We start from the raw sequence: 20,182 nt of genomic DNA on the forward strand, positions 1-20,182 counted from the left end.
CAAATGTATGTCAGCACTGTTACGCTAATATTTCCTGATTATCAATCCTTTATGAACAGAAAAGCCGGATGATCACAATAAAATAACAGCTCCATAGGCTTAACCTGCTTGCCCCAGAGCCCGGCTACACGCTGACGTTCAGCCACTGCCGAACGGTTTCTTCGGCGAAGCCAGCGCCCGAGCTCATTCCTTTGCCGCCAATGCCCGTAATGATCCGGATATTCTCGTCGACCGGGTAGTCGAAGATCTCGTCGGGGGTCTGGCTGTAGAAACCGGCCCAGGTTTTTCGAACCGTTATCGGAAAGCGGACAATTCGCCGGGCTTCGGCCAGCATGAGTTCGTTGATGAAGTCCTGCGTATGATAGCCCAGGTCTTCGGCCCGGGTCGCGTCGGCGTATTCGTGCGAGTCGCCGATGATGATCGACCCGTCGACGGCCTGCTTGAACAGGATATGGATACCCCATTCTTTCAGCGCGGCCAGCTGGGGGGGCGTAGCGATCGACGCGTAGGACGGACACTGCTGGAACGACTCGTACCGCCGAATGGTCAGCCCCGTCAGGATATTACCCGGCAGCAACAGACCCGCCACCGGCTCGGCCAGCAGCATCTGCAGCTTGCTGACCACCAGACCAGCCTCGGCCAGCACCTCCGGAAACAGCAGCCGCACCTCGTGTCCGGAGCAGATCAGCACCCGGCTGGCCTGGTACCGCTCCCGGTTGCTGAGGGTAATGATAGCTCCGTTGTAGTTGGACTGGCAGTCGATCACAGCCGCCCCCGACTGGTACGTTACCCCGTACTTCTGCTGGATAAAGGCGATGAGCCGGTGAATCATCTGTTCCGGTTCGAGACTCAGCTCCTGCGGGAAGTAGAGCCCACCCCGTACGTAGTCTGCCTGCAGGGCCGGGTACCTATCCAGACACTGCGCCTGACTGAGCAGCTCGCTGGTATAGCCAAGTTGCTGATACCGGTCGTGCAGCTCGTTGACCAGCGTCCATTCATCGGCGTCCGAAGCCAGGTAGACGGAGCCATTGGCCCGCACCGTCAGCTCGGTTTGCGCCTGAATGTCGCGGTAGATCTCCAGGCTCCGACGGCCATAATCGAACCAGCGACCCGCCAGTCCCGACGGTACCGCCTGGCCGAAGTTCCGAACGGTGGCGCCCATCGGGTAGCGGTCTTTCTCGAGTAACAGCACCCGCAGCCCGGCTTTGGCGGCATGATAGGCATGAAACGTCCCCAGTGCACCGGCACCGACAATGATAAGATCGTACATGGATAAACGGTTCAGAGAAGCGGCCCGGCCGATAAGGTTCGGACCGACGGGTTAGCTGACAACAAAGTAGCGGCTGTCTACCAGCTGGGGCAGATCGACCAGCGAAGCCAGCAGAAGGTCGTGCGGATAGGTCTCCAGCTGCTCCTGCGTGTGGGTTCCGTTGGTGATACCGAGGTTGAGGCCTACCCCGGCGGCCCGGCCAGACAGCAGATCGGACGGGGTATCGCCAATGTTGATGACGGCCTTCGGGTTCGTTACGCCCAGCGTGGCCATAGCCCGCTCGATCATGTACGGGTAGGGACGCCCCCGCTCTACCTCGTCGCTGGCGATGGACAGCTGGATCAGGCTATCCCGGCTACCGACGCGATCCTGATCGAGGCCGTCGAGCCAGCCCAGCTTGTCCAGGATGATGTCGGTTACGGTGCGATAAAAGCCTGTTGTCAGCGCTATGGCGATGCCGCGCTCGTGCAGATAGGCGAAGGTATCGAGACAGCCTTCGGTAGGCGTGGCGCCGTTGGTGGCGTAGTGGTTCTCCAGAATACCCCGGAAAGCCGCGTACGACACATCGACCTGGTGGTTCACGTCGGGGTGCACATCGCCCAGCTGTTCTTTCCAGAGCGTTTCGAAGACGTACCGTTTGGCCAGCCCCTGCATGGCCAGAATCCGTTCGTCGGTAACGAACAAACCCGTTTCAGCGGCTGCCAGCGCAAAGCACCGCTCTACTTCGTGGTGGTCGGTAACGGTTGTGCCGGCCATGTCAAAAACCACTAATTCAATTGGTTGCATCGGTCAAATCGGTTACGTCAGTTAGGGAAAGAGCGGTAAAGCAACGCAAAGAATCGATACATGCTGTTGGTGAGTCCATTAACAAATAAAGAAATTCTTAGGCCATATACCGGGCTGCGCGCTGCGCTGGGAACCAGGAGGTCAGAATAGTCATCAGAACAACCAGCCCCCCCGTCAGGACAACATCGATCAGATCGAGCCGGACCGGGTACGCATCCACGATAGAACTGGGCGTTCCCATACTGACAAACCCGTATTGCTGCTGGAGCAGACAGATTACGATGCCCAGCACCAGCCCCGTAATGGCTCCGGTCAGCGCAATGATGGCGCCTTCGGTCAGGAAGATCCGCCGTATCATACCCGACGTAGCTCCCATGGCGAACATAATTCCAATGTCCTGCTTTTTTTCGATGACCAGCATCGACAGGGAGAAAAAGATGTTGATCGACGCCACCAGAATAATGAACGATAAGGTCAGCGCCACAAAGAGCTTCTCGACCCGGATGGCCCGGTACAGATCCCGATTGAGGTCGTCGCGGCTCTGAACGGTCAGTTGAACGGCTGGAGCGGCTTTGCTGACAACGGCTTCCAGGGCCTGTTTGGCAGCCTCCTCATCGGTGCCCGGCCGCAGCTGAATTTCCAGACTCGTTACCTCATTGGGCTCGTAGCCGAACAGGGCCCGCGCCACGCTGATTGGCGCCAGCACCACATTATTGTAATTGGGTACTTCGATATAGAACACCCCCCCTACCGTCAGCGCTTCCCGGTTAAACGCGTTCGGGTTGATGGCGCTCAGCGTCTGGCCACTCTGCGGATACAGGATCTCGAGCGGGGTAAGAATATCGACCGGCGAAATGCTCAGGTCGTTGCGTATTCCTTCGGCCACAACGGCATAGTTGACATCGTCCCGACGCAGCACCAGCTGCCCCTGAATCAGGGTTGAGTCGAGCTGGCTGCGCTGGGTATAATTATCGTCTACCCCCTTCAGCTGTACCACCGCCTGCCCGTCTGTTAACCCACTGGCGCGGTAGCGGGCCAGCGCATTATCCTGCGCCACCGCGCTGATGAAGCTGACACCGGGCGTTTGGCGGAGCTGCGACAGGAGCGCCGACGAGGCAACGAACCGCTTTCCTTCGGCGGGCAGTATGGTCATGTCGGCTTCGAAGTTGCGGAAGAGCTGCCGGTTCAGTTCTTCCATCCCGTTAAACACCGACAAAACGATGATGAGCGCCATGGTACCCACGCCCACCCCCAGCATCGACAATATCGACAGCCAGCTGATGAAGCTGCGTTTCTTACGCGAAAAAAAGTACCGGCGGGCGATCCAGGCAGGGAGGTTCATGCTTACGGAGTGAATGAGTAAACAAGTGCGCGGTGAGATTGCATGACGATCGGTTGAATCGCTCAATCACCATCTACTCATTTACTCAATTAGTATCGTCGTCATCCTCGGCCGGGGCGGGGGGTATCTCCAGGCCGGCGAAGAGTTTATCCATTTTGTCGGCGTATTCGGCGGTGTCGTCCAGAAAGAAATGTAGTTCGGGCACAATGCGGAGCTGGTGCCGCACCCGGTCGCCGAGGTGTTGCCGAATCACCTTGCCTTTTTCCTGGATCAGGTCCAGCAATTCATTCCTGTTTTTGGTGGCCAGAAAGCTCAGGTAGATACGGGCTACGCTCAGATCGGGCGACACCCGCACGTTGGTCACGGTTATAAAGCCCCCTGGACTGGATGGTCCGTTGAACAGGTGCGGTACCTCGCGCTGGAAAATTTCGCTCAAATCTTTCTGCAACTGGCGGGCAACTTTCTGCTGTCGTTTCGATTCCATATCATCTGTGGTTGAGTCACTATCCAGTCGGTTTAACCCCGGCGGACTGACTTTGTTAATGCAGGCCTCGCCCCGTTCCGGTTACCGGTCGCCTGGACCGTAAGATCGGCATTGGGGTGGCCATTCGCGCAAATATCCGACGCTTTTTCCGTTCTGCCGAAATTGACCGTAATTTCGCCCTGACCACCGTTACCCAATACTAGCTTTGCTTCGTTTTTTTCGTTCATATTACCCCTATCAATACGTCAGTCTGCTGGGCCTATTGGTGCTGATCCGGCTGCCGCTTCTGCTTCATCCCTTTCCGCTGCTCATTCCGGAGTTAAACTGGCTGCTCGTTGGTGAGCAGATGAACCAGGGGCACCTGCTCTACCGCGACATCTGGGACAGTGTGAGCCCCTTATCGGCAGCTGTCTACTGGGGGCTGAACGCCCTCTTTGGCCGATCGGCTACCTCTTTGCACGTAGCGGCCACGCTCGTGTCGGTATTTCAGATTGTATACGTCAATTACCTGACCAACGTGCGCGACTTCTACTCCGACCGCTCGTTCTGGCCTGGTCTGGTATACATGCTGTTTCTGCATCTGTCGTTCGACTGCCTGACCCTGTCGCCGGTGCTGATGTCGACCAGTTTTCTGCTGCTGGCACTGGGTACGCTCGTCAAGCAGATGGATCGGCGCGGGGCTACCGATGAAGTGTTCGAGGTTGGGTTTTACATCGGCATAGCCGCGCTCTTTTACCTGCCGTCGGCCCTATTCATCATCTGGGCGGCCATGTCGATGCTGCTGTATACAGGGGCTACCTTCCGGCAACACTCGCTGTCGCTGTTCGGGTTTCTGTTTCCGCTGGCGGTTACGATTCTGTTTTATTACCTGAGCGATAGTTTCGACGATTTCAACCGCAACCTGCTGTCGTCAGTCTTTCGGGTGCGCCAGTATTCGCTGTCTGACTACCAGTCGCTGGTGGCGTCGCTGCTGATTCCGCTGGGGCTGGGTGTGCTGGGGTTTCTGAGCCTGTTCAACACCAGCAGTCGGTATGTCAACGTACAGCAGCGGATTCAGCAGATCATGGTGCTCTGGTTTGGCGTAGCCGTACTGACCATTGCGCTGATGCCTTTTCTGGCGCCGATGGCCTTTCTGAGCTTTGTGCCTCCGATGGCTTATTTCGCCGTTTTCTACTTCGAAAACGTCCGAAAACAATGGCTGGCCGAAGTGGGGTTCATCTCCGCTTTCGGGCTTATCCTGCTGTTGTTTTACCAGGGCGCGCTGGGCCTTGTGCCGGGGTCCGATTTTGGTCGGCTCAGTAAGCTGCAGGTCCGGGCGTCGCCCCTGACGGCTACGATCCGTAACCAGCGGCTGCTGATCATCGGCGAAGACCTGAGCGCCTATCAGTATAACCGACCCGCCACCCCCTACCTCAACTGGGACCTGGCCAAGTATGATCTGCGTAACCTGGACAATTACGAAGCCGTGATCAACGTCTTCGACCATTTTCGGAAAGACCCGCCCGATTACATCATTGACCGCGAAAACGTGGTAGAGAAGCTGTTCCAGCGCGCCCCCGCCCTGGCCGAACGGTACGAAAAAACGGCAACGGCTGGCGTATATAAGCGAAAATAAAATAGGTTTGTAGTATTCGGTTGCTGGCTGACTATAGCCGTTAGCTGACAACCGGCCCCAACCGCAACCCCAGCTACCCATGCCTTCCTACTCGTTTACCAACAAGCGCACCAATCTGTATATTTTTCTGAGTGCCGTTTTCCTGACAAACGCGCTCATTGCCGAGATCATCGGCGTCAAAATATTCTCGGGCGAAACCCTCCTGGGCACCCAACCCGCTCAGATTCACCTCTTCGGCGACTTCATTCTGGATTTCAACCTCACCGCGGGCGCCGTGATCTGGCCGTTCGTTTTCGTCACCTCCGACATCATCAACGAATACTTCGGCAAGGCGGGCGTTCGGCGGATTTCGTTCCTGACGGCAGGCTTTGTGGCGTATAGCTTCCTGATTATCTATGCCGTGACAACGCTGCCCCCGGCTCAGTTCTGGCTCGATGTCAACGCCAAAGACGGGGCCGGAAACCCCATCAACATCAACAACGCCTTTCAGATGATTTTCCGGCAGGGCCTGGGCATCATCATCGGGTCGCTGACGGCTTTTCTGATCGGGCAGATTCTCGATGCATCGGTGTTTCAGTATCTGCGGAAGATCACCGGGAGCCGCAAAATCTGGCTGCGGGCTACCGGCTCTACACTGGTGTCGCAGCTCGTCGACTCGTTCGTAGTACTGGGAATCGCGTTTTATGTGTTCGGCAACTGGTCACTGGCGCAGGTCATTGCGGTAGGCATCATCAACTACCTCTACAAAGCGACCACCGCCGTCCTGCTGACCCCGGTTCTGTACATCGCCCACTACGTCATCGATCGGTACCTCGGTAAAGAACATGCCGAAGAGCTGGCCAACGAGTCGGCCATGAGTTCATTTATGTAGGGGCTGGCTTCGTCGCCAGTTATCGAGCAACACCGCCGTAGCGATGCCGACGTTCAGCGATTCGGCATCGCCATAGCGCGGAATCGTAACCCGGTTCGTCACAAACCGCCCTACCTCCGCCCGTATGCCGTTCGATTCATTGCCCATGACCAGGTAGCCTCCCGACCCGAACGGCAGCGTATGCACATCGGCGCCGTCCAGAAAAGCGCCGTAGACGGATACCTGTGCCGGCAGGACGGTTGTTTCCAGAAACGATGTCAGATCGCCGTACCACCACGATACCCGCGTAAACGATCCCTTGCTGGCCGAGATAACCTTCGGGTTATAGACGTCGGCCGTCGTGTCGGAGCAAAGAATTTTACGAACGCCGTACCAGTCGGCAATGCGCAGAATCGTGCCCAGGTTACCAGGATCCCGAATATCATCGAGAATTAACGCTATTTCGCCGGCCTGGGCTACTAAGGGGCGGTTTTCTTTCGTTCTGACCACAGCCAGGGCCGCGTTGTTGCTTTCGAGCGTACCGACCCGCTCGAGTTCGGCCACCGACGCGATTTCGACGGGTGTTCGTTGGCGGTCTGTCAGCTGGACGTTTTCTTTGTAGAAGCCTTCGGTAGCCACCACCAGTTCCGTATGGAAATCGGACAGCAGCACTTCCTGCACGCTCTTGGCCCCTTCGACCAGGAATGCGCTATGTTGCTGCCGGTATTTTTTCTGGTGCAGCGACCGAATGAATGACGATTGACTTTTTGACAGCATGAAGCAGCGAGTGGATAGTGAGCAGCGTATTCATCATATCGATCGACAAAAGTTGGCACAGGGTACTGCGCTCTGGCGTCGTTATTCGGTCTACCTCCTCTACTATTCGATAAGCATTGGTTTATCCGGTTGCCTGAGTTCCAAACAGCTGCGAACCGGCGAGTACCTGCTGACGGCTCAGACGGTTCGCGGCAGCCGCACCATTCCGGCCGATGAGCTGGAAAGTCTGATTCCGCAAAAACCCAACCGGCGCATACTGGGACTTCCGGTTACCCCGCCCCTCTGGTTTTATCAGCTTGGCCAGCGCCGGTACAACCGCGAAGCCGCCGTACAGGCGTTTCAGGCCAAAACTAACGAATTTGAGCAGCAAAGCCAGCAGATCAACAGCGCCGGAACCGAATCGTCGGCCGAACTACGCCGACTCAACCGCCGGTATGACCGGCAGCTCAAGCGCCTTCGCGTACGAGCCGAAGAAGGCAACTGGCTGATGCGCAACCTGGGCGAGCCACCCAGCTATTTTGCCGAAGCCGACGCCCAGACCAACACCGCGAAGATGCAGGAATACCTGAAAAACAAAGGGTTTTTCAACGCAACGGCGGCTTATCGGCTCGACACCCTGCGCCGGCGACAGATCCGGGTTCGCTATAGCGTTACGGAGAACGAACCGTTTTACCTGCGTACCATCACCTACGAAATTGCCGACCCGCGCGTCGACTCGCTGGTGCGGCAATCCCTGTCGGCCTCTCCCCTGCAAACCGGCACCCGCTTCGACTTCGATAATCTCTCTGCCGAGCGGGTCCGGATCGAGTCGCAGCTGCGCGATCAGGGCTACTATGCCTTTTCGCGGCAGTTTGTGCGCGCGACCGATGTCGATACCACCCGCCGGTTTGTTCGGGTGCCGCAGGAAGATTCAGTACAACGGGCCATCGACCTCTATATTCAGGTGCTGAACCCGCCGGGGCAGTCGGCCCATCCGGTCTACCGCATCGGCGACGTTGACGTTCAGATCAGCCCGAACGCCGACTCACCCGGCGCATCGACCCCGGGTAGTGTGGCGCTCGACACGGTTCGGCGCAATGGCGTTCTGTATCTGCTCAACGGCCGGGGCATCTCGACCCGCCTGCTCGACAGTAAAATCAGGATGCGGCCCGGGGCGCTCTACAGCCAGACTAACTACCGCGAAACCCAGCGGCAGCTCTTCCTGCTGAACCAGTTCAAATTCGTCAATCTCAACTTCACCGATACCACTAACCGACGGCTGCGAACCCTGATTACGGCCTCCCCCCTCGATAAGTACGAATACACCTTCGAGGGCGGTTTGTTTGTGCTGTACCAGACCCAGACCACCACCCCGGGCCCGTTTGCCAACCTGACCTTTCGGGTGCGCAACCTCTTCGGCGGTCTCGAAACCTTCGAAACCAGCTTCCGCTACGGCCTCGAGGCACAAACCGGTTTCTCCAATGCAGCCACCGGTTCAACGCGCGATGTTTACCGGGCACAGGAGCTGGGCGTAACTACCTCGCTCACCTTTCCGCAAATCCTGTTTCCGGGTCGCCTTCGGTTTGGATTCAGCGCCTATAATCCGCGAACGCAGGTTAGTCTGGGCTTTACCAACACCATACGGCCCGATTTCAGGCGATCACTGCTGCGGGCTACCATGGCCTACAACTGGCAAACCAGCCCTGCCAAACAGTTTAGCTTCCTGATCGCTGATGTGAACCTGATCAACGCCGGCATCGGCACCGAAGCCGACATAAGCCGCCAGTTTCAGGCACAACTTGATACAAACGCCTTTCAGGGGGGCACGCTCTATCTGAGCTTCCGGCGCTCGTTTGCCTCAGGAATCAGCTTTGCCTACACCTACAATACGAACGTTGTCGGCCAGAACCGACGGGCAAACTTCCTGCGTACGGTTGTCGAGTCAGGGGGCACAACCCTGAACCTGTTTAAGCCCGAGCAGCTGGAACGATTTTTTAGCCCAACCGATTCCACTGGTTTGCAGTACTACAAATACCTGCGTTTCAACGTCGATTACCGGTATTATATACCACTTCGCCCCCGAACCACCCTGGCGTTCCGAATCAATACCGGGCTTGTATTAGGCTACGGACCGGGCCGTACGGCTCCCTATGAGAAGCTATTTTTTGCAGGAGGTAGCAACAGCGTGAGAGCCTGGTTACCCCGCCGGTTAGGGCCGGGCAGCGAGTATCCACTTTTCTCGGCGGCTAACTCCCTAAACCCTGACCCCAGCCGGGAAGGCCAGTTTTTATACACATTCGAAAAACCCGGCGATTTTCTGCTCGAAGGATCCGCTGAGCTCCGTGGTCGGTTGTTCAAACTGTTGGCCGATATTGACGGAGCCATCTTCATAGACGCCGGTAACGTCTGGCGACTGCCGGGCATAACCAGCGGCACCGAACGGGGTGAGTTTCGGCTCAACTCGTTCATTCCGCAAATTGCCGTCGGTACGGGCGTTGGGCTACGGCTGGATTTTTCGTTCTTCATCATCCGGCTCGATGGCGGTATCAAAGTGTGGGACCCGGCCCGACAGTATATCGACACCGACGGTCAGCCGGTTGACGATCGATTTATCCTGCCCAGATTCTCACTCCGCAAACTCTCCAAAGGGCCCAACCCGCTGGTCATCAACTTCGGCATTGGGTACCCCTTTTAACCAGCAGGCTGTCTTGGTTATTAGGAGTTTTTAACAGCTTTTTCTGCCAAAATGACAGCAAGCCGGGTGTTTTCTTCGTAAATTCGCGGCTTCAGCTGGCCAAAAACACAGCAGGCCCCGCCTAAAGACCGGGTGCAGCACGCAGGCTGCCAGTTAATTAACCGATTGACTTCACATGACGCTCATCCCCGAACTGACCATATTACAACCGGCTGATAAGGAAGGCATTGACCAGCCGCGCACCTCAGAAGACGAACTCGCCGTTGGTAAAAAACGGCTGTATATCGAAAGCTACGGGTGCCAGATGAATTTCGCCGATAGCGAGATTGTAGCGGCCGTCATGCGAAACGCCGGTTTTGCCACGACCTCAACCGCCGAAGATGCCGACCTCATCTTTCTTAACACCTGCGCCATTCGCGACAATGCCGAGCAGAAGGTACGCAACCGGCTCAAGCACCTGACCGGGCTGAAACGCCAGAAACCCGAACTGCTGGTCGGTATGCTGGGCTGCATGGCCGAGCGGCTGAAAACCAAACTGCTCGAAGAAGAAAAAGTCGTTGACATCGTGGCCGGTCCCGATGCCTATCGCGATATTCCGAAGCTGGTCGAAGAAGCCGAGTCGGGTCAGAAAGCCGTAAACGTTTTCCTGTCGCGCGAAGAAACCTACGCCGACATTGCTCCGATCCGGCTCAACTCCAACGGGGTTACAGCTTTCGTATCCATCATGCGCGGCTGCGACAATATGTGCAGCTTCTGCGTGGTTCCCTTTACCCGTGGTCGTGAGCGGAGTCGCGATCCGCATAGCATCGTCCGCGAATGCCAGGATCTGTTCGATCAGGGCTACCGCGAAGTTACCCTCCTGGGCCAGAACGTCGATAGCTACAAGTGGACCGAACCAGCGGAGGAGTCGGCTCCCCAGCCCGCGTCGGCCGTAACGTTTGCGAACCTGCTCGAACGGGTAGCGCAGATCCACCCCGACCTCCGGATTCGGTTCAGCACCTCGCACCCCAAAGACATTACCGATGAGGTTCTGTACACCATGGCCCGGTACGATAACATCTGCAAGTACATTCACCTGCCCGCCCAGAGCGGCAACAGCCGGGTGCTGAAGCTGATGAACCGGACGTACGACCGCCCCTGGTACATCGGCAAGATTGACCGGATCCGCGAAATTCTGGGGCCGGACTGCGGCATCTCTACCGACATGATCTCGGGCTTCTGCACCGAAACCGAAGAAGAACATCAGGAGTCGCTGTCGCTGATGGACTATGTCCGGTACGATTACGCCTACATGTTTGCCTACTCCGAGCGCCCCGGCACGCTGGCCGCCAAAAAATACGCCGACGACATTGCCGAAGACGTGAAAAAACGGCGGCTGAACGAAATCATTGCCCGGCAGCTGGAACACTCGGCCCAACGGAACCAGCGCCACATCGGCCAGGTACAGCGGGTGCTGATCGAAGGCCCCTCGAAACGGTCAGACGCCGAGCTCTGCGGTCGAAATGATCAGAACAAAATGGTCGTTTTTCCGCGCGGTCAGTACCAGAAAGGGCAGTATATCAACGTGCTGATTACCGAATGTACATCGGCTACGCTGCGGGGCGAAGTAAGTAGTGACTAATGGATGATGAAGACTGGACAGTGAGCGCGGTATCCATTTCAGCATCCAGTCTTCATGCTACAGTAGTCATTTTTCGATACAGTTATGAATCAACAGGAAATCCAGTCGGTCAAGCAACGCTTCGGCATCATTGGCAATGCACCGGCGCTCAACTACGCCATCAACGTGGCGATGCAGGTAGCGGCCACTGACCTGACCGTATTGATAACGGGCGAAAGCGGTAGCGGTAAAGAATCGTTCTCCAAGATCATTCATAGCCTGAGCGCCCGGAAACACGGCCAGTTCATAGCGATCAACTGCGGAGCCATACCCGAAGGAACGATCGACTCCGAGCTGTTTGGTCACGAAAAAGGATCGTTCACCGGCGCCGTCGATTCGCGCAAAGGCTACTTCGAAACAACGAACGGCGGTACCATCTTCCTCGACGAAATCGGTGAGATGCCGCTGGGCACCCAGGCTCGCCTGCTGCGTGTGCTGGAAAATGGCGAGTTTATCCGCGTTGGTTCGTCAAAGACGCAGAAGACCGACGTACGGGTTGTGGCGGCTACCAACGTCAACCTGATGGACGCCGTCGACAAAGGTAAGTTTCGCGAAGACCTCTATTACCGGCTCAACACGGTTCCGATCTACGTCCCCCCCCTGCGCGAACGGGGCAGCGATATAGAACTGCTGTTCCGGAAGTTCACGACCGACTTTGCCGAACGCTACCGCATCAAGCCCCTGCAGCTGACCGAAGGCGCCAAGCAGTTGCTGATGAGCTTTCCGTTTCCGGGTAATATCCGCCAGCTGAAAAATATTGCCGAGCAGGTATCGATTCTGGAGTCGGAGCAGAACAAGCCCATCGAGGCCGATGTCCTGGGCAAATACCTGCCCCAGTCGCAGCAACCCAGCCGCACGCTGGCCCTGTTTCCGCAGAGCAACGGCGGCCCCGCGGGCGATAACTTCTCGGAACGCGAACTGCTGTACAAAGTATTGTTCGATATGCGTCGGGATATGAACGACCTGAAACGGCTCGTGCGCGACGTACTGGGTAACGAACAGGACGGCCGTCAGATTCTGCATAACCACCGCGACCTGTTCGACTCCATTCCGTCCGATGCCGACCCAACTGCCGATGGTAACGCCCCGCGCTACCTGCCGGCCCTGAATGGAGCCGCTCAGTCGGGCCTGGGTCTGCCAGACGCGCCCCGCAACCGACCGGCCGTCGATTCGTCATTCCGGCCAACGCCCCCGCCCGCCGAAACCTATGGCAGCCATCCGCCCGTTCAGATTTTCGACAATGTAGACGGCGACGTCAACGATATAACCATAGAAGACGTCACCCACGAAACCGAAGACGACGAGTCGCTTTCTCTCGAACGGCAGGAGAAAGAAATGATCCTGAAAGCGCTCCGGCGAAATAACAACAAACGCAAATACGCGGCCCAGGCCCTGGGTATCTCCGAGCGGACCCTATACCGTAAAATCAAACAGTATGAAATTGATGAAGAGTAAGTCCATGATGACGGAGTCCGCCAGTGCCAGCGAATCGACAATCGATTCGTCGATCGATCTGGCCAGGTGGCTCAAGCGGGTCCTGTTGTCGTTCAGCCTGCTTCTTTCGTCGGTCGTCATGCAATCCTGCAGTATCTATTCTTTTACGGGAACAACCCTATCGCCGGATATCAAGACCGTCACGGTCAACAATTTCACCCTGGCTACGGCGGGCGGACCGGCCAACCTGCCCCTGACGTTCAACGAAAAGCTCAAAGAGTATTATCAGCGCTACACGAACCTGAAAGTGCTGCCCAGCAACGGTGACCTGGTGCTGGAAGGCAACATTACCGGATACGACCTGCTGGCCGTAGCACCGACGGCTTCTGACCAGGCCGGCGTTAACCGACTGCAGATTACGGTGCTGGCCCGATTCTACAACAACAAAGACGAGAGTAAAAACTTTGAGCAGTCGTTCTCGTTTTACCAGGATTTTCCGCAGAACCAGACGCTTAGTCAGAACGAAAGCCGGCTGGTACCCAAAATCCTCGACCAGATTGTACTCGATATATTCAATAAAACGGCAGCCGACTGGTAAGGATGAATGATGAATTGACCAATAAAATCATTCGTTATTCATCATTCATCCTTACTTTCGCCTAGCCCGACGCCCCCCATCCGTATGCAGCCTCTTGACAAAGAAACATTCTCCTACTGGGTCACCCATCCCGACGACCTGAGCCCCACCGACTACGTACAATTACAGGAAACCCTGCAACAGTATCCCTACTGCCAGTCGCTTCATACCCTGACCGCCAAGGCAGCTTCGGTACACCTGAAGCCTCAGACCGTACCGCTCATCCGGCAGGCAGCTGCCCATGCGCTCAGCCGGAATGCCCTGCGCAAACTGATCGACAACGAATTTCAGTGGTCCGAAAATCTGCTGACCAAGCTCAATGAGCTCTCGGCCAGACACGTTCCCATCCCCGACGATTACCAGCAGGAAAGCTACGCCCTGTTTAAATCCAAGGCGGGCCTGAGCGACAGCTTTCTTAAACTGCCTCTGCTGCGTTTGCCGGGTCAACCGGTTGAGGAACCAGCCGCCACTGTACCGACGCCCGAAGACCCTACGCTGGCCGAAACCAACCTGCAGAACGAGCTGGCCCAGATTGCAGAAGCCGCACCGGCCGAGCCGACCCTGTCGGCCGCAGACATCGAGCGCCAGCGTCAACTCGACCTGATCGAGAGTTTCATCCGCAACGAGCCGCGTATCTCGCCGATCCGCACCCGGCCCGGTGAGCAGATGGAGCAGGAAGATTTGACCAAACGCAACAAACCGGTTGGTGGCGCAGGCGGCCTGGTGACAGAAAGTTTTGCGAAAATTCTGGAGAAACAGGGGAAATATGCCAAGGCCCGCGAAATCTACGAGAAGCTGATGGCAAAAAATCCGGAGAAAAAAGCGTACTTTGCGGCAAAAATCGGTGAATTAGAGAGCGCGCAGAACGCAACAGGCAACTAAGTGGGTCGTCGTTCACCGAAAACCGCATTAAACCAATTAAGAAACTCTTTACATGATAACGGCACTTATTGTCTTCATTTGCATTCTCACCGTACTGCTGATCCTGGTGGTACTGATCCAGAACTCGAAAGGGGGCGGACTGACCAGCGAAATCGGTGGCTTAGGGTCTAACCAGTTGATGGGCGTCAAGAAAACGACGGACCTCCTCGAACAGATTACCTGGGGCCTTGGTATTGGCGTCATGGTTCTCTCGCTGGCTTCCTACATTGTTGTTGACCGCAACGCAGTAGCTGGTGTCAACAGCGTTAACGTTGACCGGGCGCAAACCCAAACGCTGCCGGGAGCCGCGGCTCCAGCGCCCGCTACCCAGGGCGCGGCCCCCAGCCAGGCAGTTCCGGGCGCTGCAACGCCCGGCGCGTCGACCTCGGCCCTGACGCCCCAGAAATAACAGAGCCGGTATCGGCCCCAAAAAAAGCCCTGACGTCGTGTCAGGGCTTTTTTTGATTGAGCAAATTGATTGCAAGTGTGTATGACGGCTCAGGCCCGTCCCACCTGGGAAGCCAGTAGCTGACGCGCAATGGGCAACAGCGTTTCCTGAATGGGGTAAGTCCGCTTACTTTCCAGCATGAAAGTGGCCGGGTTCGGCAGGTGCCGATGCCGCCGGATCAGGTCTAGCTTGATGCTTTCGAAGGTGGTAGCCAGGCTCTTCCGAATCGCTTCAACGAACCGGAACTGCACCAGTCGCCCCCCCGGCTCCTGCTGCGAATACAGCGTCACCGAAAAGTAGTAAACATGCGTTTCGGGCTGGTTAGTGGCGTGGAGCAGCAGGTATCCTTCTTCGGGCCGTAGCGGCATCAGTCCTATAGGCGCCAGGGTTAGCGTAGCCACGATGTCGGCCCATCGTTGTTGCCCCTCGGTGAGGGTAGATTGTAGGCGCGGCAGGGCGAAATTCAGGGTGGCATCGATCTCGGCCATGAATTCGTCGTCCGTTACCTCAGATTTGTATTCAATTCGGGGGGGCGGGCCGGTAATACCCGTTGCTCGTTTGGGAAAGGCGGCATTAAGCGTACCTTTGCCCCTCGAAAACCGAACACCGGCTTCGTAATGGTTACGTAAGTCGGGTAAGTCAGGACAGAGCTTATCGGCCATAAAATTCTGCTGGACCGCCTGCAGATATGCCAACAAGACATACTTCTGATACTCTGCGTCAAGCCAATTGTGCGTGAACCAATCCGGTTGTAATTTTTTCATAGACGTAAACAAATCGCTTTGTCAGCGCATGAGAAAGTTAAGATAATGAGTTGGACACAAACTGCCAAATTCTGTTTGCCCAATGAGATTCTCCTGCCAAAGAGAATAGAGGTAGATCGGCGAATGGCAGACTGTCAGACAAAACCCTGAAATTTTGACAGACTAGCGTCTTGGCACAGTAATTGGCGGGCCGGAAGCAGAGCCGCCTGAGCGGTTGTGTGATGCATTACACAAACAGTTAATAACCTTAATCAACTCATTACTATGGTAGCTGAACAGGAAAGCGTTAAAGTGAACGTGAAACCGCTGGCTGACCGGGTGCTGGTAGAAGCCGCACCGGCTGAAGAAAAAACCTCGTTCGGGATCATCATCCCTGACACGGCCAAGGAAAAACCCCAGCGTGGTACGGTCGTTGCCGTTGGCGCAGGCAAAAAAGATGAGCCGCTGACGGTACAAGTTGGCGATACGGTTCTGTACGGCAAATATGCCGGTACGGAAATCACCGTTGACGGTAAAGAATACCTCATCATGCGCGAATCGGACATTTTCGCAATCCTTTAAAAACAGAATGATGCGTGATAAGGCATGAGCGCGGAGTGGCTTGCCCTGGGCACCCTTTGCTGTTCATACCGTTGTTCATCATTGATCATTCATAATTTATCATTTTACAACAATGGCTAAGAAAATTTTCTTCGATACCGAAGCCCGCGAGCGTATCAAAAAAGGCGTCGATACGTTGGCAGATGCCGTAAAAGTTACCCTCGGACCTAAAGGCCGGAACGTAATCCTTGACAAGAAATTCGGCTCTCCTGCCATCACCAAAGATGGTGTGACGGTAGCCAAAGAAATTGAGCTGAAAGACGCCATGGAAAACATGGGCGCTCAGCTGGTTAAAGAAGTAGCATCGAAAACGGCCGATTCGGCTGGTGACGGGACTACCACGGCCACGGTACTGGCGCAGGCGATCTACTCGATCGGTGCCAAGAACGTAGCGGCTGGTGCGAACCCAATGGACCTTAAGCGCGGTATCGACAAGGCGGTTATGGCCGTAACGGCTAACCTGGCTCAGCAGGCCCAGACCGTCGGCGACGATTTCGGCAAAATTCAGCAGGTGGCTACCATCTCGGCCAACCACGACGAAGAGATCGGTACGATGATCGCTGAAGCGATGAAGAAAGTAGGTAAAGAAGGCGTTATCACGGTTGAAGAAGCGCGCGGTACCGAAACGGAAGTAAAAACCGTAGAAGGTATGCAGTTCGACCGCGGTTACCTGTCGCCCTACTTCGTTACCAACACCGAGAAAATGGAAGCAGAACTGGATCGTCCGTTCATCCTGATCTCGGAGAAAAAAGTATCGTCGATGAAAGAGCTGCTGCCCGTTCTGGAGCAGGTGGCTCAGACAGGTCGTCCGCTGCTGATCATCGCCGAAGATGTAGATGGTGAAGCACTGGCTACCCTCGTTGTCAATAAAATCCGCGGTGCCCTGAAAGTGGCTGCCGTTAAAGCGCCGGGCTTCGGCGACCGTCGGAAAGCTATGCTCGAAGACATCGCTATCCTGACCGGTGGCCAGGTTATTTCGGAAGAGCGCGGTTTCAAACTGGAGAACGCTTCGATCGACTACCTGGGTCAGTGCGAAAAAGTCCTGATCGACAAAGACAACACCACCATCGTAAACGGTGTTGGTCAGAAAGAAGATATCACTGGCCGCGTCAACCAGATCAAAGCGCAGATTGAAAACACGACTTCGGATTACGATCGTGAAAAGCTTCAGGAGCGTCTGGCCAAGCTGTCGGGTGGCGTAGCTATCCTTTACATCGGTGCGGCTACCGAAGTAGAGATGAAAGAAAAGAAAGACCGCGTTGACGATGCGCTGCATGCCACCCGCGCTGCAGTAGAAGAAGGTATCGTAACCGGTGGTGGTATTGCCTTGATCCGCGCTATTTCGGCTCTGGACGGTGTAAACACCATCAACGAAGACGAGAAAACCGGGGTGAACATCATCCGTGTAGCCCTCGAATCTCCGCTGCGTACCATCGTTGCCAACGCTGGTGGTGAAGGTTCGGTGGTAGTGAACAAGGTGAAAGAAGGGGATGGCGGTTTCGGCTACAACGCTAAAAACGACACCTTCGAAGATCTGTTTGCTGCCGGCATCATCGACCCGAAGAAAGTGACCCGTCTGGCACTGGAGAACGCGGCCTCGATTGCAGGTCTGCTGCTGACGACCGAATGCGTTATTGCCGATGAGCCTGATGAAGCACCAGCTGCTGGCGGTGGAGCCGGTATGCACGGTGGCGGCATGGGCGGCATGATGTAATCATCAGTCCCATTCGTAAAAAAACCTCCTGTCTTTAGACGGGAGGTTTTTTTATGAGCTATCAGTCGCTGTCGTACCTATACACTGACATGCCCGATCCGCATTTTAGCCTGTTGGTTCATCTGCCGAAGGTGTTCTGTATGCAGCACCAGTTTGCCGGGGTTCATAGCGGCATTTGATTGCTGGAGCGCGTCAGCCTGATCCATTTCCTGTACTAGTTTCTCCAATTCGCTCTGCATAGTAATGGCTAGTGAGGTCAGTTGACTGATATGCTGGCTGGTTTGCTTCTCCTCTTCTTTGTTTAAGTCTTGTTTCACACTTTTTGATGCAAGAAGAGTTGAAATCATGTTGTAATGGACATAGAACAGAGTAACTTCTTCAAGCCAACTCACTAATACGGAGTCCATTTCAGCAATATCTGGTATAGGCAATGGTCTTTTGGCAGACTGACCTCTCATAAAATTTCTTGTTTAACTTTTTTAGGTGTATCGTCGCCAAATATTAAACAAAAACCTTGCCTAATAGTACGCAAATAGTCAAATTGATTATTCGGTAGTTCCGAAAGGTGACTTTTAGTGATTAACATTTTTTATAAGTAGTTTATACACAGCCAGCAACACCGCCAAACAGATATTCGTAATCTATTCAACTGATGTGCTTTTATGCAGCTTATCAGCGGCAAAATGTACCGAGCCAGAAAGACAGTAAAGCCCGGAAAACAACCATACAAACAGGTCCGACAACAAGGTTTACAGCCATGATCTCTCTACAACCATTCTCCAGGGACTCCATCCCGTTCGCTATTGCCCTGGAAAACCATCCTGAAAACCGGCGATTCGTGGGTCAATGGGCACATGCTCAATACGATAACGCAGTAGCTGATCCAGACTATGGGTGTTTTATAGTCTTGACCGAAGGAACCCCGATAGGTCACTGCATTCTATCGGGTTTAAAGAGTCCAGATAAAGCCATACTTCTAAAACGGCTTGTTATACAGGCTAAAGGGCAGGGATATGGACGGGCTACACTTGCCCGGCTTATGGAGCTGGTATTTGATGGATATAAGGCCAACCGCCTGTGGCTAGACGTACGGGCGTTCAATATCCGCGCTGAGGCCCTGTATCAGTCGATGGGTTTTTGTCACGAAGGAACCCTGCGCCAGGGTACACACGTAGATGAGGCCTATTATGACCTAAAACTGTACGGATTATTAAGGGAAGAATACGAGCAGCAACAAAGACTGCCGGCGGGTCACTAGTGAAATCAGTGACGGTCTGGTAGTGGGGTAGTAAAAACAAAAAAGCCAAGCGAGACACTCTCTTGGCTTTCTGATTTACTCAACGTTATGAAAAACTTTTCTTTTCGACACAATTATAGAACAAAAATAAACAAGATTGATTCTTTTTCCCAAAATAATTTTTTGACTTTTTTATAAACATCTAATAATCAATCATTAAGTCCGTTTTGGTGCAGAAAATAGCTAATAAATTCGTAAGTATATTTACTTATTCAACCACGCCGTCCCGGATCGTAATGGTTCGGTCAGCCAGAGCAGCAAGGGCCTCGTTGTGGGTGACGATAATAAAGGTCTGGCCAAATTCATTGCGCAGGCGGAAGAAAAGCTGATGCAGATCTTCGGCATTTCGGGAATCCAGGTTACCGCTGGGTTCATCAGCAAAAACTATAGCTGGCTCATTAATGAGCGCCCGCGCCACCGCCACCCGCTGCTGCTCGCCCCCTGACAACTGCGACGGAAAATGATGCTGTCGATCCTTAAGCCCCAGGGTAGCCAGTAATGACGAAGCTCGTTCACGAACGCTGCGCTCGTCTTTGCCGGCAATGAAACCAGGCAGACAAACGTTTTCGAGGGCGCTAAACTCAGGCAGCAGATTGTTAAACTGAAAAACGAAACCGATTTTCTCGTTCCGAAAACGCGCCAGCTGCCGGTCGTTTAGCGAAAAGACGTTCTGGTCTGCCAGATGCAGCTCACCGGTGTCGGGCCGGTCGAGGGTGCCCAGAATTTGCAGCAGGGTGGTTTTACCAGCGCCCGACGCTCCTACGATAGAAACAACTTCGCCAGATTCGATACTCAGGTTGATTCCTTTCAGTACGGGCAGTTCGCCATAATTCCGGCGCAGATCAGAAGCTTGAAGCAGGGGCATTAGCGAGAAGGATGACAGATGAATACCGAACCATAAACGACAAT

19 protein-coding genes are annotated in these 20,182 nt (G+C 55.0%); 11 read left to right on the forward strand and 8 right to left on the reverse strand.

Features of this window, described 5'->3' with window-relative positions; translation table 11 throughout:
• Window positions 1–124: 124 nt before the first annotated feature.
• The 4 genes from EQG79_RS02540 to rbfA all read right to left on the reverse strand — a co-directional run bounded on the left by EQG79_RS02540 (window position 125) and on the right by rbfA (window position 3,882).
• On the reverse strand, window positions 125–1,270 hold the full coding sequence (locus EQG79_RS02540) for a TIGR03364 family FAD-dependent oxidoreductase (RefSeq protein WP_129599733.1): 1,146 nt from the start codon (window positions 1,268–1,270) through the stop codon (window positions 125–127).
• Window positions 1,271–1,321: 51 nt separating this feature from the next.
• On the reverse strand, window positions 1,322–2,056 hold the full coding sequence (locus EQG79_RS02545; RefSeq protein ID WP_077920130.1) for an HAD family hydrolase: 735 nt from the start codon (window positions 2,054–2,056) through the stop codon (window positions 1,322–1,324).
• Between the two features lie 97 nt (window positions 2,057–2,153).
• A complete protein-coding gene (locus tag EQG79_RS02550; protein ID WP_129599735.1) occupies window positions 2,154–3,398 on the reverse strand; it encodes an ABC transporter permease in 1,245 nt (414 codons plus the stop codon).
• Between the two features lie 85 nt (window positions 3,399–3,483).
• Window positions 3,484–3,882 carry a 30S ribosome-binding factor RbfA gene (gene rbfA, locus EQG79_RS02555; RefSeq protein WP_077920132.1) on the reverse strand — a complete coding sequence of 133 codons (399 nt, stop codon included), beginning with the start codon at window positions 3,880–3,882 and terminating at the stop codon, window positions 3,484–3,486.
• A gap of 205 nt (window positions 3,883–4,087) precedes the next feature.
• On the opposite strand from rbfA, the gene EQG79_RS02560 reads away from it, so the two are divergent.
• Together EQG79_RS02560 and EQG79_RS02565 are read left to right on the forward strand one after the other, a co-directional pair.
• Window positions 4,088–5,497, forward strand: a complete 1,410-nt coding sequence (locus EQG79_RS02560; protein ID WP_129599737.1) for a hypothetical protein — start codon at window positions 4,088–4,090, stop codon at window positions 5,495–5,497.
• Window positions 5,498–5,576: 79 nt separating this feature from the next.
• On the forward strand, window positions 5,577–6,368 hold the full coding sequence (locus EQG79_RS02565; protein WP_077920134.1) for a queuosine precursor transporter: 792 nt from the start codon (window positions 5,577–5,579) through the stop codon (window positions 6,366–6,368).
• Here EQG79_RS02565 and EQG79_RS02570 read toward each other — a convergent pair.
• Entirely contained in the window at window positions 6,357–7,124 is a 768-nt protein-coding gene (locus EQG79_RS02570) for a TrmH family RNA methyltransferase (protein ID WP_077920135.1), read from the reverse strand. The two genes, EQG79_RS02565 and EQG79_RS02570, sit on opposite strands and share 12 nt — an antisense overlap.
• On the opposite strand from EQG79_RS02570, the gene tamL reads away from it, so the two are divergent.
• From tamL to secG, 6 genes are all read left to right on the forward strand, one after another.
• Window positions 7,123–9,798 (forward strand): translocation and assembly module lipoprotein TamL, encoded by a 2,676-nt coding sequence (gene tamL, locus EQG79_RS02575; RefSeq protein WP_077920136.1) that lies wholly within the window; start codon window positions 7,123–7,125, stop codon window positions 9,796–9,798. The two genes, EQG79_RS02570 and tamL, sit on opposite strands and share 2 nt — an antisense overlap.
• Window positions 9,799–9,973: 175 nt before the next feature.
• The gene (miaB, locus tag EQG79_RS02580; RefSeq protein ID WP_077920137.1) at window positions 9,974–11,419 is read left to right on the forward strand and encodes a tRNA (N6-isopentenyl adenosine(37)-C2)-methylthiotransferase MiaB; all 1,446 of its coding nucleotides are present in this window, start codon (window positions 9,974–9,976) and stop codon (window positions 11,417–11,419) included.
• A gap of 84 nt (window positions 11,420–11,503) precedes the next feature.
• Entirely contained in the window at window positions 11,504–12,913 is a 1,410-nt protein-coding gene (locus tag EQG79_RS02585) for a sigma-54 interaction domain-containing protein (protein WP_077920138.1), read from the forward strand.
• Complete coding sequence (gene lptE, locus EQG79_RS02590) at window positions 12,903–13,490, forward strand: LPS assembly lipoprotein LptE (protein ID WP_077920139.1); 588 nt, start codon at window positions 12,903–12,905, stop codon at window positions 13,488–13,490. Before EQG79_RS02585 ends, lptE begins: the two co-directional genes overlap by 11 nt.
• A gap of 84 nt (window positions 13,491–13,574) precedes the next feature.
• Window positions 13,575–14,411 (forward strand): hypothetical protein, encoded by an 837-nt coding sequence (locus tag EQG79_RS02595; protein WP_077920140.1) that lies wholly within the window; start codon window positions 13,575–13,577, stop codon window positions 14,409–14,411.
• A gap of 52 nt (window positions 14,412–14,463) precedes the next feature.
• Window positions 14,464–14,859 carry a preprotein translocase subunit SecG gene (gene secG, locus EQG79_RS02600; protein WP_077920141.1) on the forward strand — a complete coding sequence of 132 codons (396 nt, stop codon included), beginning with the start codon at window positions 14,464–14,466 and terminating at the stop codon, window positions 14,857–14,859.
• Between the two features lie 89 nt (window positions 14,860–14,948).
• On the opposite strand, the gene EQG79_RS02605 is transcribed toward secG, so the two are convergent.
• Complete coding sequence (locus EQG79_RS02605; RefSeq protein WP_077920142.1) at window positions 14,949–15,662, reverse strand: hypothetical protein; 714 nt, start codon at window positions 15,660–15,662, stop codon at window positions 14,949–14,951.
• 264 nt (window positions 15,663–15,926) lie between these two features.
• On the opposite strand from EQG79_RS02605, the gene EQG79_RS02610 reads away from it, so the two are divergent.
• Window positions 15,927–16,223, forward strand: a complete 297-nt coding sequence (locus tag EQG79_RS02610) for a co-chaperone GroES (protein ID WP_077920143.1) — start codon at window positions 15,927–15,929, stop codon at window positions 16,221–16,223.
• Window positions 16,224–16,335: 112 nt separating this feature from the next.
• On the forward strand, window positions 16,336–17,976 hold the full coding sequence (gene groL / locus EQG79_RS02615; protein ID WP_077920144.1) for a chaperonin GroEL: 1,641 nt from the start codon (window positions 16,336–16,338) through the stop codon (window positions 17,974–17,976).
• A 77-nt stretch (window positions 17,977–18,053) separates the two neighbouring features.
• Here groL and EQG79_RS02620 read toward each other — a convergent pair whose 3' ends face one another.
• The gene (locus tag EQG79_RS02620; RefSeq protein ID WP_077920145.1) at window positions 18,054–18,434 is read right to left on the reverse strand and encodes a hypothetical protein; all 381 of its coding nucleotides are present in this window, start codon (window positions 18,432–18,434) and stop codon (window positions 18,054–18,056) included.
• 194 nt (window positions 18,435–18,628) lie between these two features.
• On the opposite strand from EQG79_RS02620, the gene EQG79_RS02625 reads away from it, so the two are divergent.
• Complete coding sequence (locus EQG79_RS02625; RefSeq protein ID WP_129599739.1) at window positions 18,629–19,234, forward strand: GNAT family N-acetyltransferase; 606 nt, start codon at window positions 18,629–18,631, stop codon at window positions 19,232–19,234.
• A gap of 247 nt (window positions 19,235–19,481) precedes the next feature.
• On the opposite strand, the gene EQG79_RS02630 is transcribed toward EQG79_RS02625, so the two are convergent.
• Window positions 19,482–20,138 carry an ABC transporter ATP-binding protein gene (locus EQG79_RS02630; protein ID WP_077920147.1) on the reverse strand — a complete coding sequence of 219 codons (657 nt, stop codon included), beginning with the start codon at window positions 20,136–20,138 and terminating at the stop codon, window positions 19,482–19,484.
• Between the last annotated feature and the right edge of the window lie 44 nt (window positions 20,139–20,182).

It is taken from the genome of Spirosoma sordidisoli (assembly GCF_004138325.1).
Classification (GTDB): domain Bacteria; phylum Bacteroidota; class Bacteroidia; order Cytophagales; family Spirosomataceae; genus Spirosoma; species Spirosoma sordidisoli.

Bases quoted from the DNA above. Each gene is read 5' to 3' on its own strand.
- EQG79_RS02540 (WP_129599733.1), bottom strand. From the start codon at position 1,270: ATGTACGATCTTATCATTGTCGGTGCCGGTGCACTGGGGACGTTTCAT.
- EQG79_RS02545 (WP_077920130.1), bottom strand. From the start codon at position 2,056: ATGCAACCAATTGAATTAGTGGTTTTTGACATGGCCGGCACAACCGTT.
- EQG79_RS02550 (WP_129599735.1), bottom strand. From the start codon at position 3,398: ATGAACCTCCCTGCCTGGATCGCCCGCCGGTACTTTTTTTCGCGTAAG.
- rbfA (WP_077920132.1), bottom strand. From the start codon at position 3,882: ATGGAATCGAAACGACAGCAGAAAGTTGCCCGCCAGTTGCAGAAAGAT.
- EQG79_RS02565 (WP_077920134.1), top strand. From the start codon at position 5,577: ATGCCTTCCTACTCGTTTACCAACAAGCGCACCAATCTGTATATTTTT.
- tamL (WP_077920136.1), top strand. From the start codon at position 7,123: ATGAAGCAGCGAGTGGATAGTGAGCAGCGTATTCATCATATCGATCGA.
- EQG79_RS02570 (WP_077920135.1), bottom strand. From the start codon at position 7,124: ATGCTGTCAAAAAGTCAATCGTCATTCATTCGGTCGCTGCACCAGAAA.
- miaB (WP_077920137.1), top strand. From the start codon at position 9,974: ATGACGCTCATCCCCGAACTGACCATATTACAACCGGCTGATAAGGAA.
- EQG79_RS02585 (WP_077920138.1), top strand. From the start codon at position 11,504: ATGAATCAACAGGAAATCCAGTCGGTCAAGCAACGCTTCGGCATCATT.
- lptE (WP_077920139.1), top strand. From the start codon at position 12,903: ATGAAGAGTAAGTCCATGATGACGGAGTCCGCCAGTGCCAGCGAATCG.
- EQG79_RS02595 (WP_077920140.1), top strand. From the start codon at position 13,575: ATGCAGCCTCTTGACAAAGAAACATTCTCCTACTGGGTCACCCATCCC.
- secG (WP_077920141.1), top strand. From the start codon at position 14,464: ATGATAACGGCACTTATTGTCTTCATTTGCATTCTCACCGTACTGCTG.
- EQG79_RS02605 (WP_077920142.1), bottom strand. From the start codon at position 15,662: ATGAAAAAATTACAACCGGATTGGTTCACGCACAATTGGCTTGACGCA.
- EQG79_RS02610 (WP_077920143.1), top strand. From the start codon at position 15,927: ATGGTAGCTGAACAGGAAAGCGTTAAAGTGAACGTGAAACCGCTGGCT.
- groL (WP_077920144.1), top strand. From the start codon at position 16,336: ATGGCTAAGAAAATTTTCTTCGATACCGAAGCCCGCGAGCGTATCAAA.
- EQG79_RS02620 (WP_077920145.1), bottom strand. From the start codon at position 18,434: ATGAGAGGTCAGTCTGCCAAAAGACCATTGCCTATACCAGATATTGCT.
- EQG79_RS02625 (WP_129599739.1), top strand. From the start codon at position 18,629: ATGTGCTTTTATGCAGCTTATCAGCGGCAAAATGTACCGAGCCAGAAA.
- EQG79_RS02630 (WP_077920147.1), bottom strand. From the start codon at position 20,138: ATGCCCCTGCTTCAAGCTTCTGATCTGCGCCGGAATTATGGCGAACTG.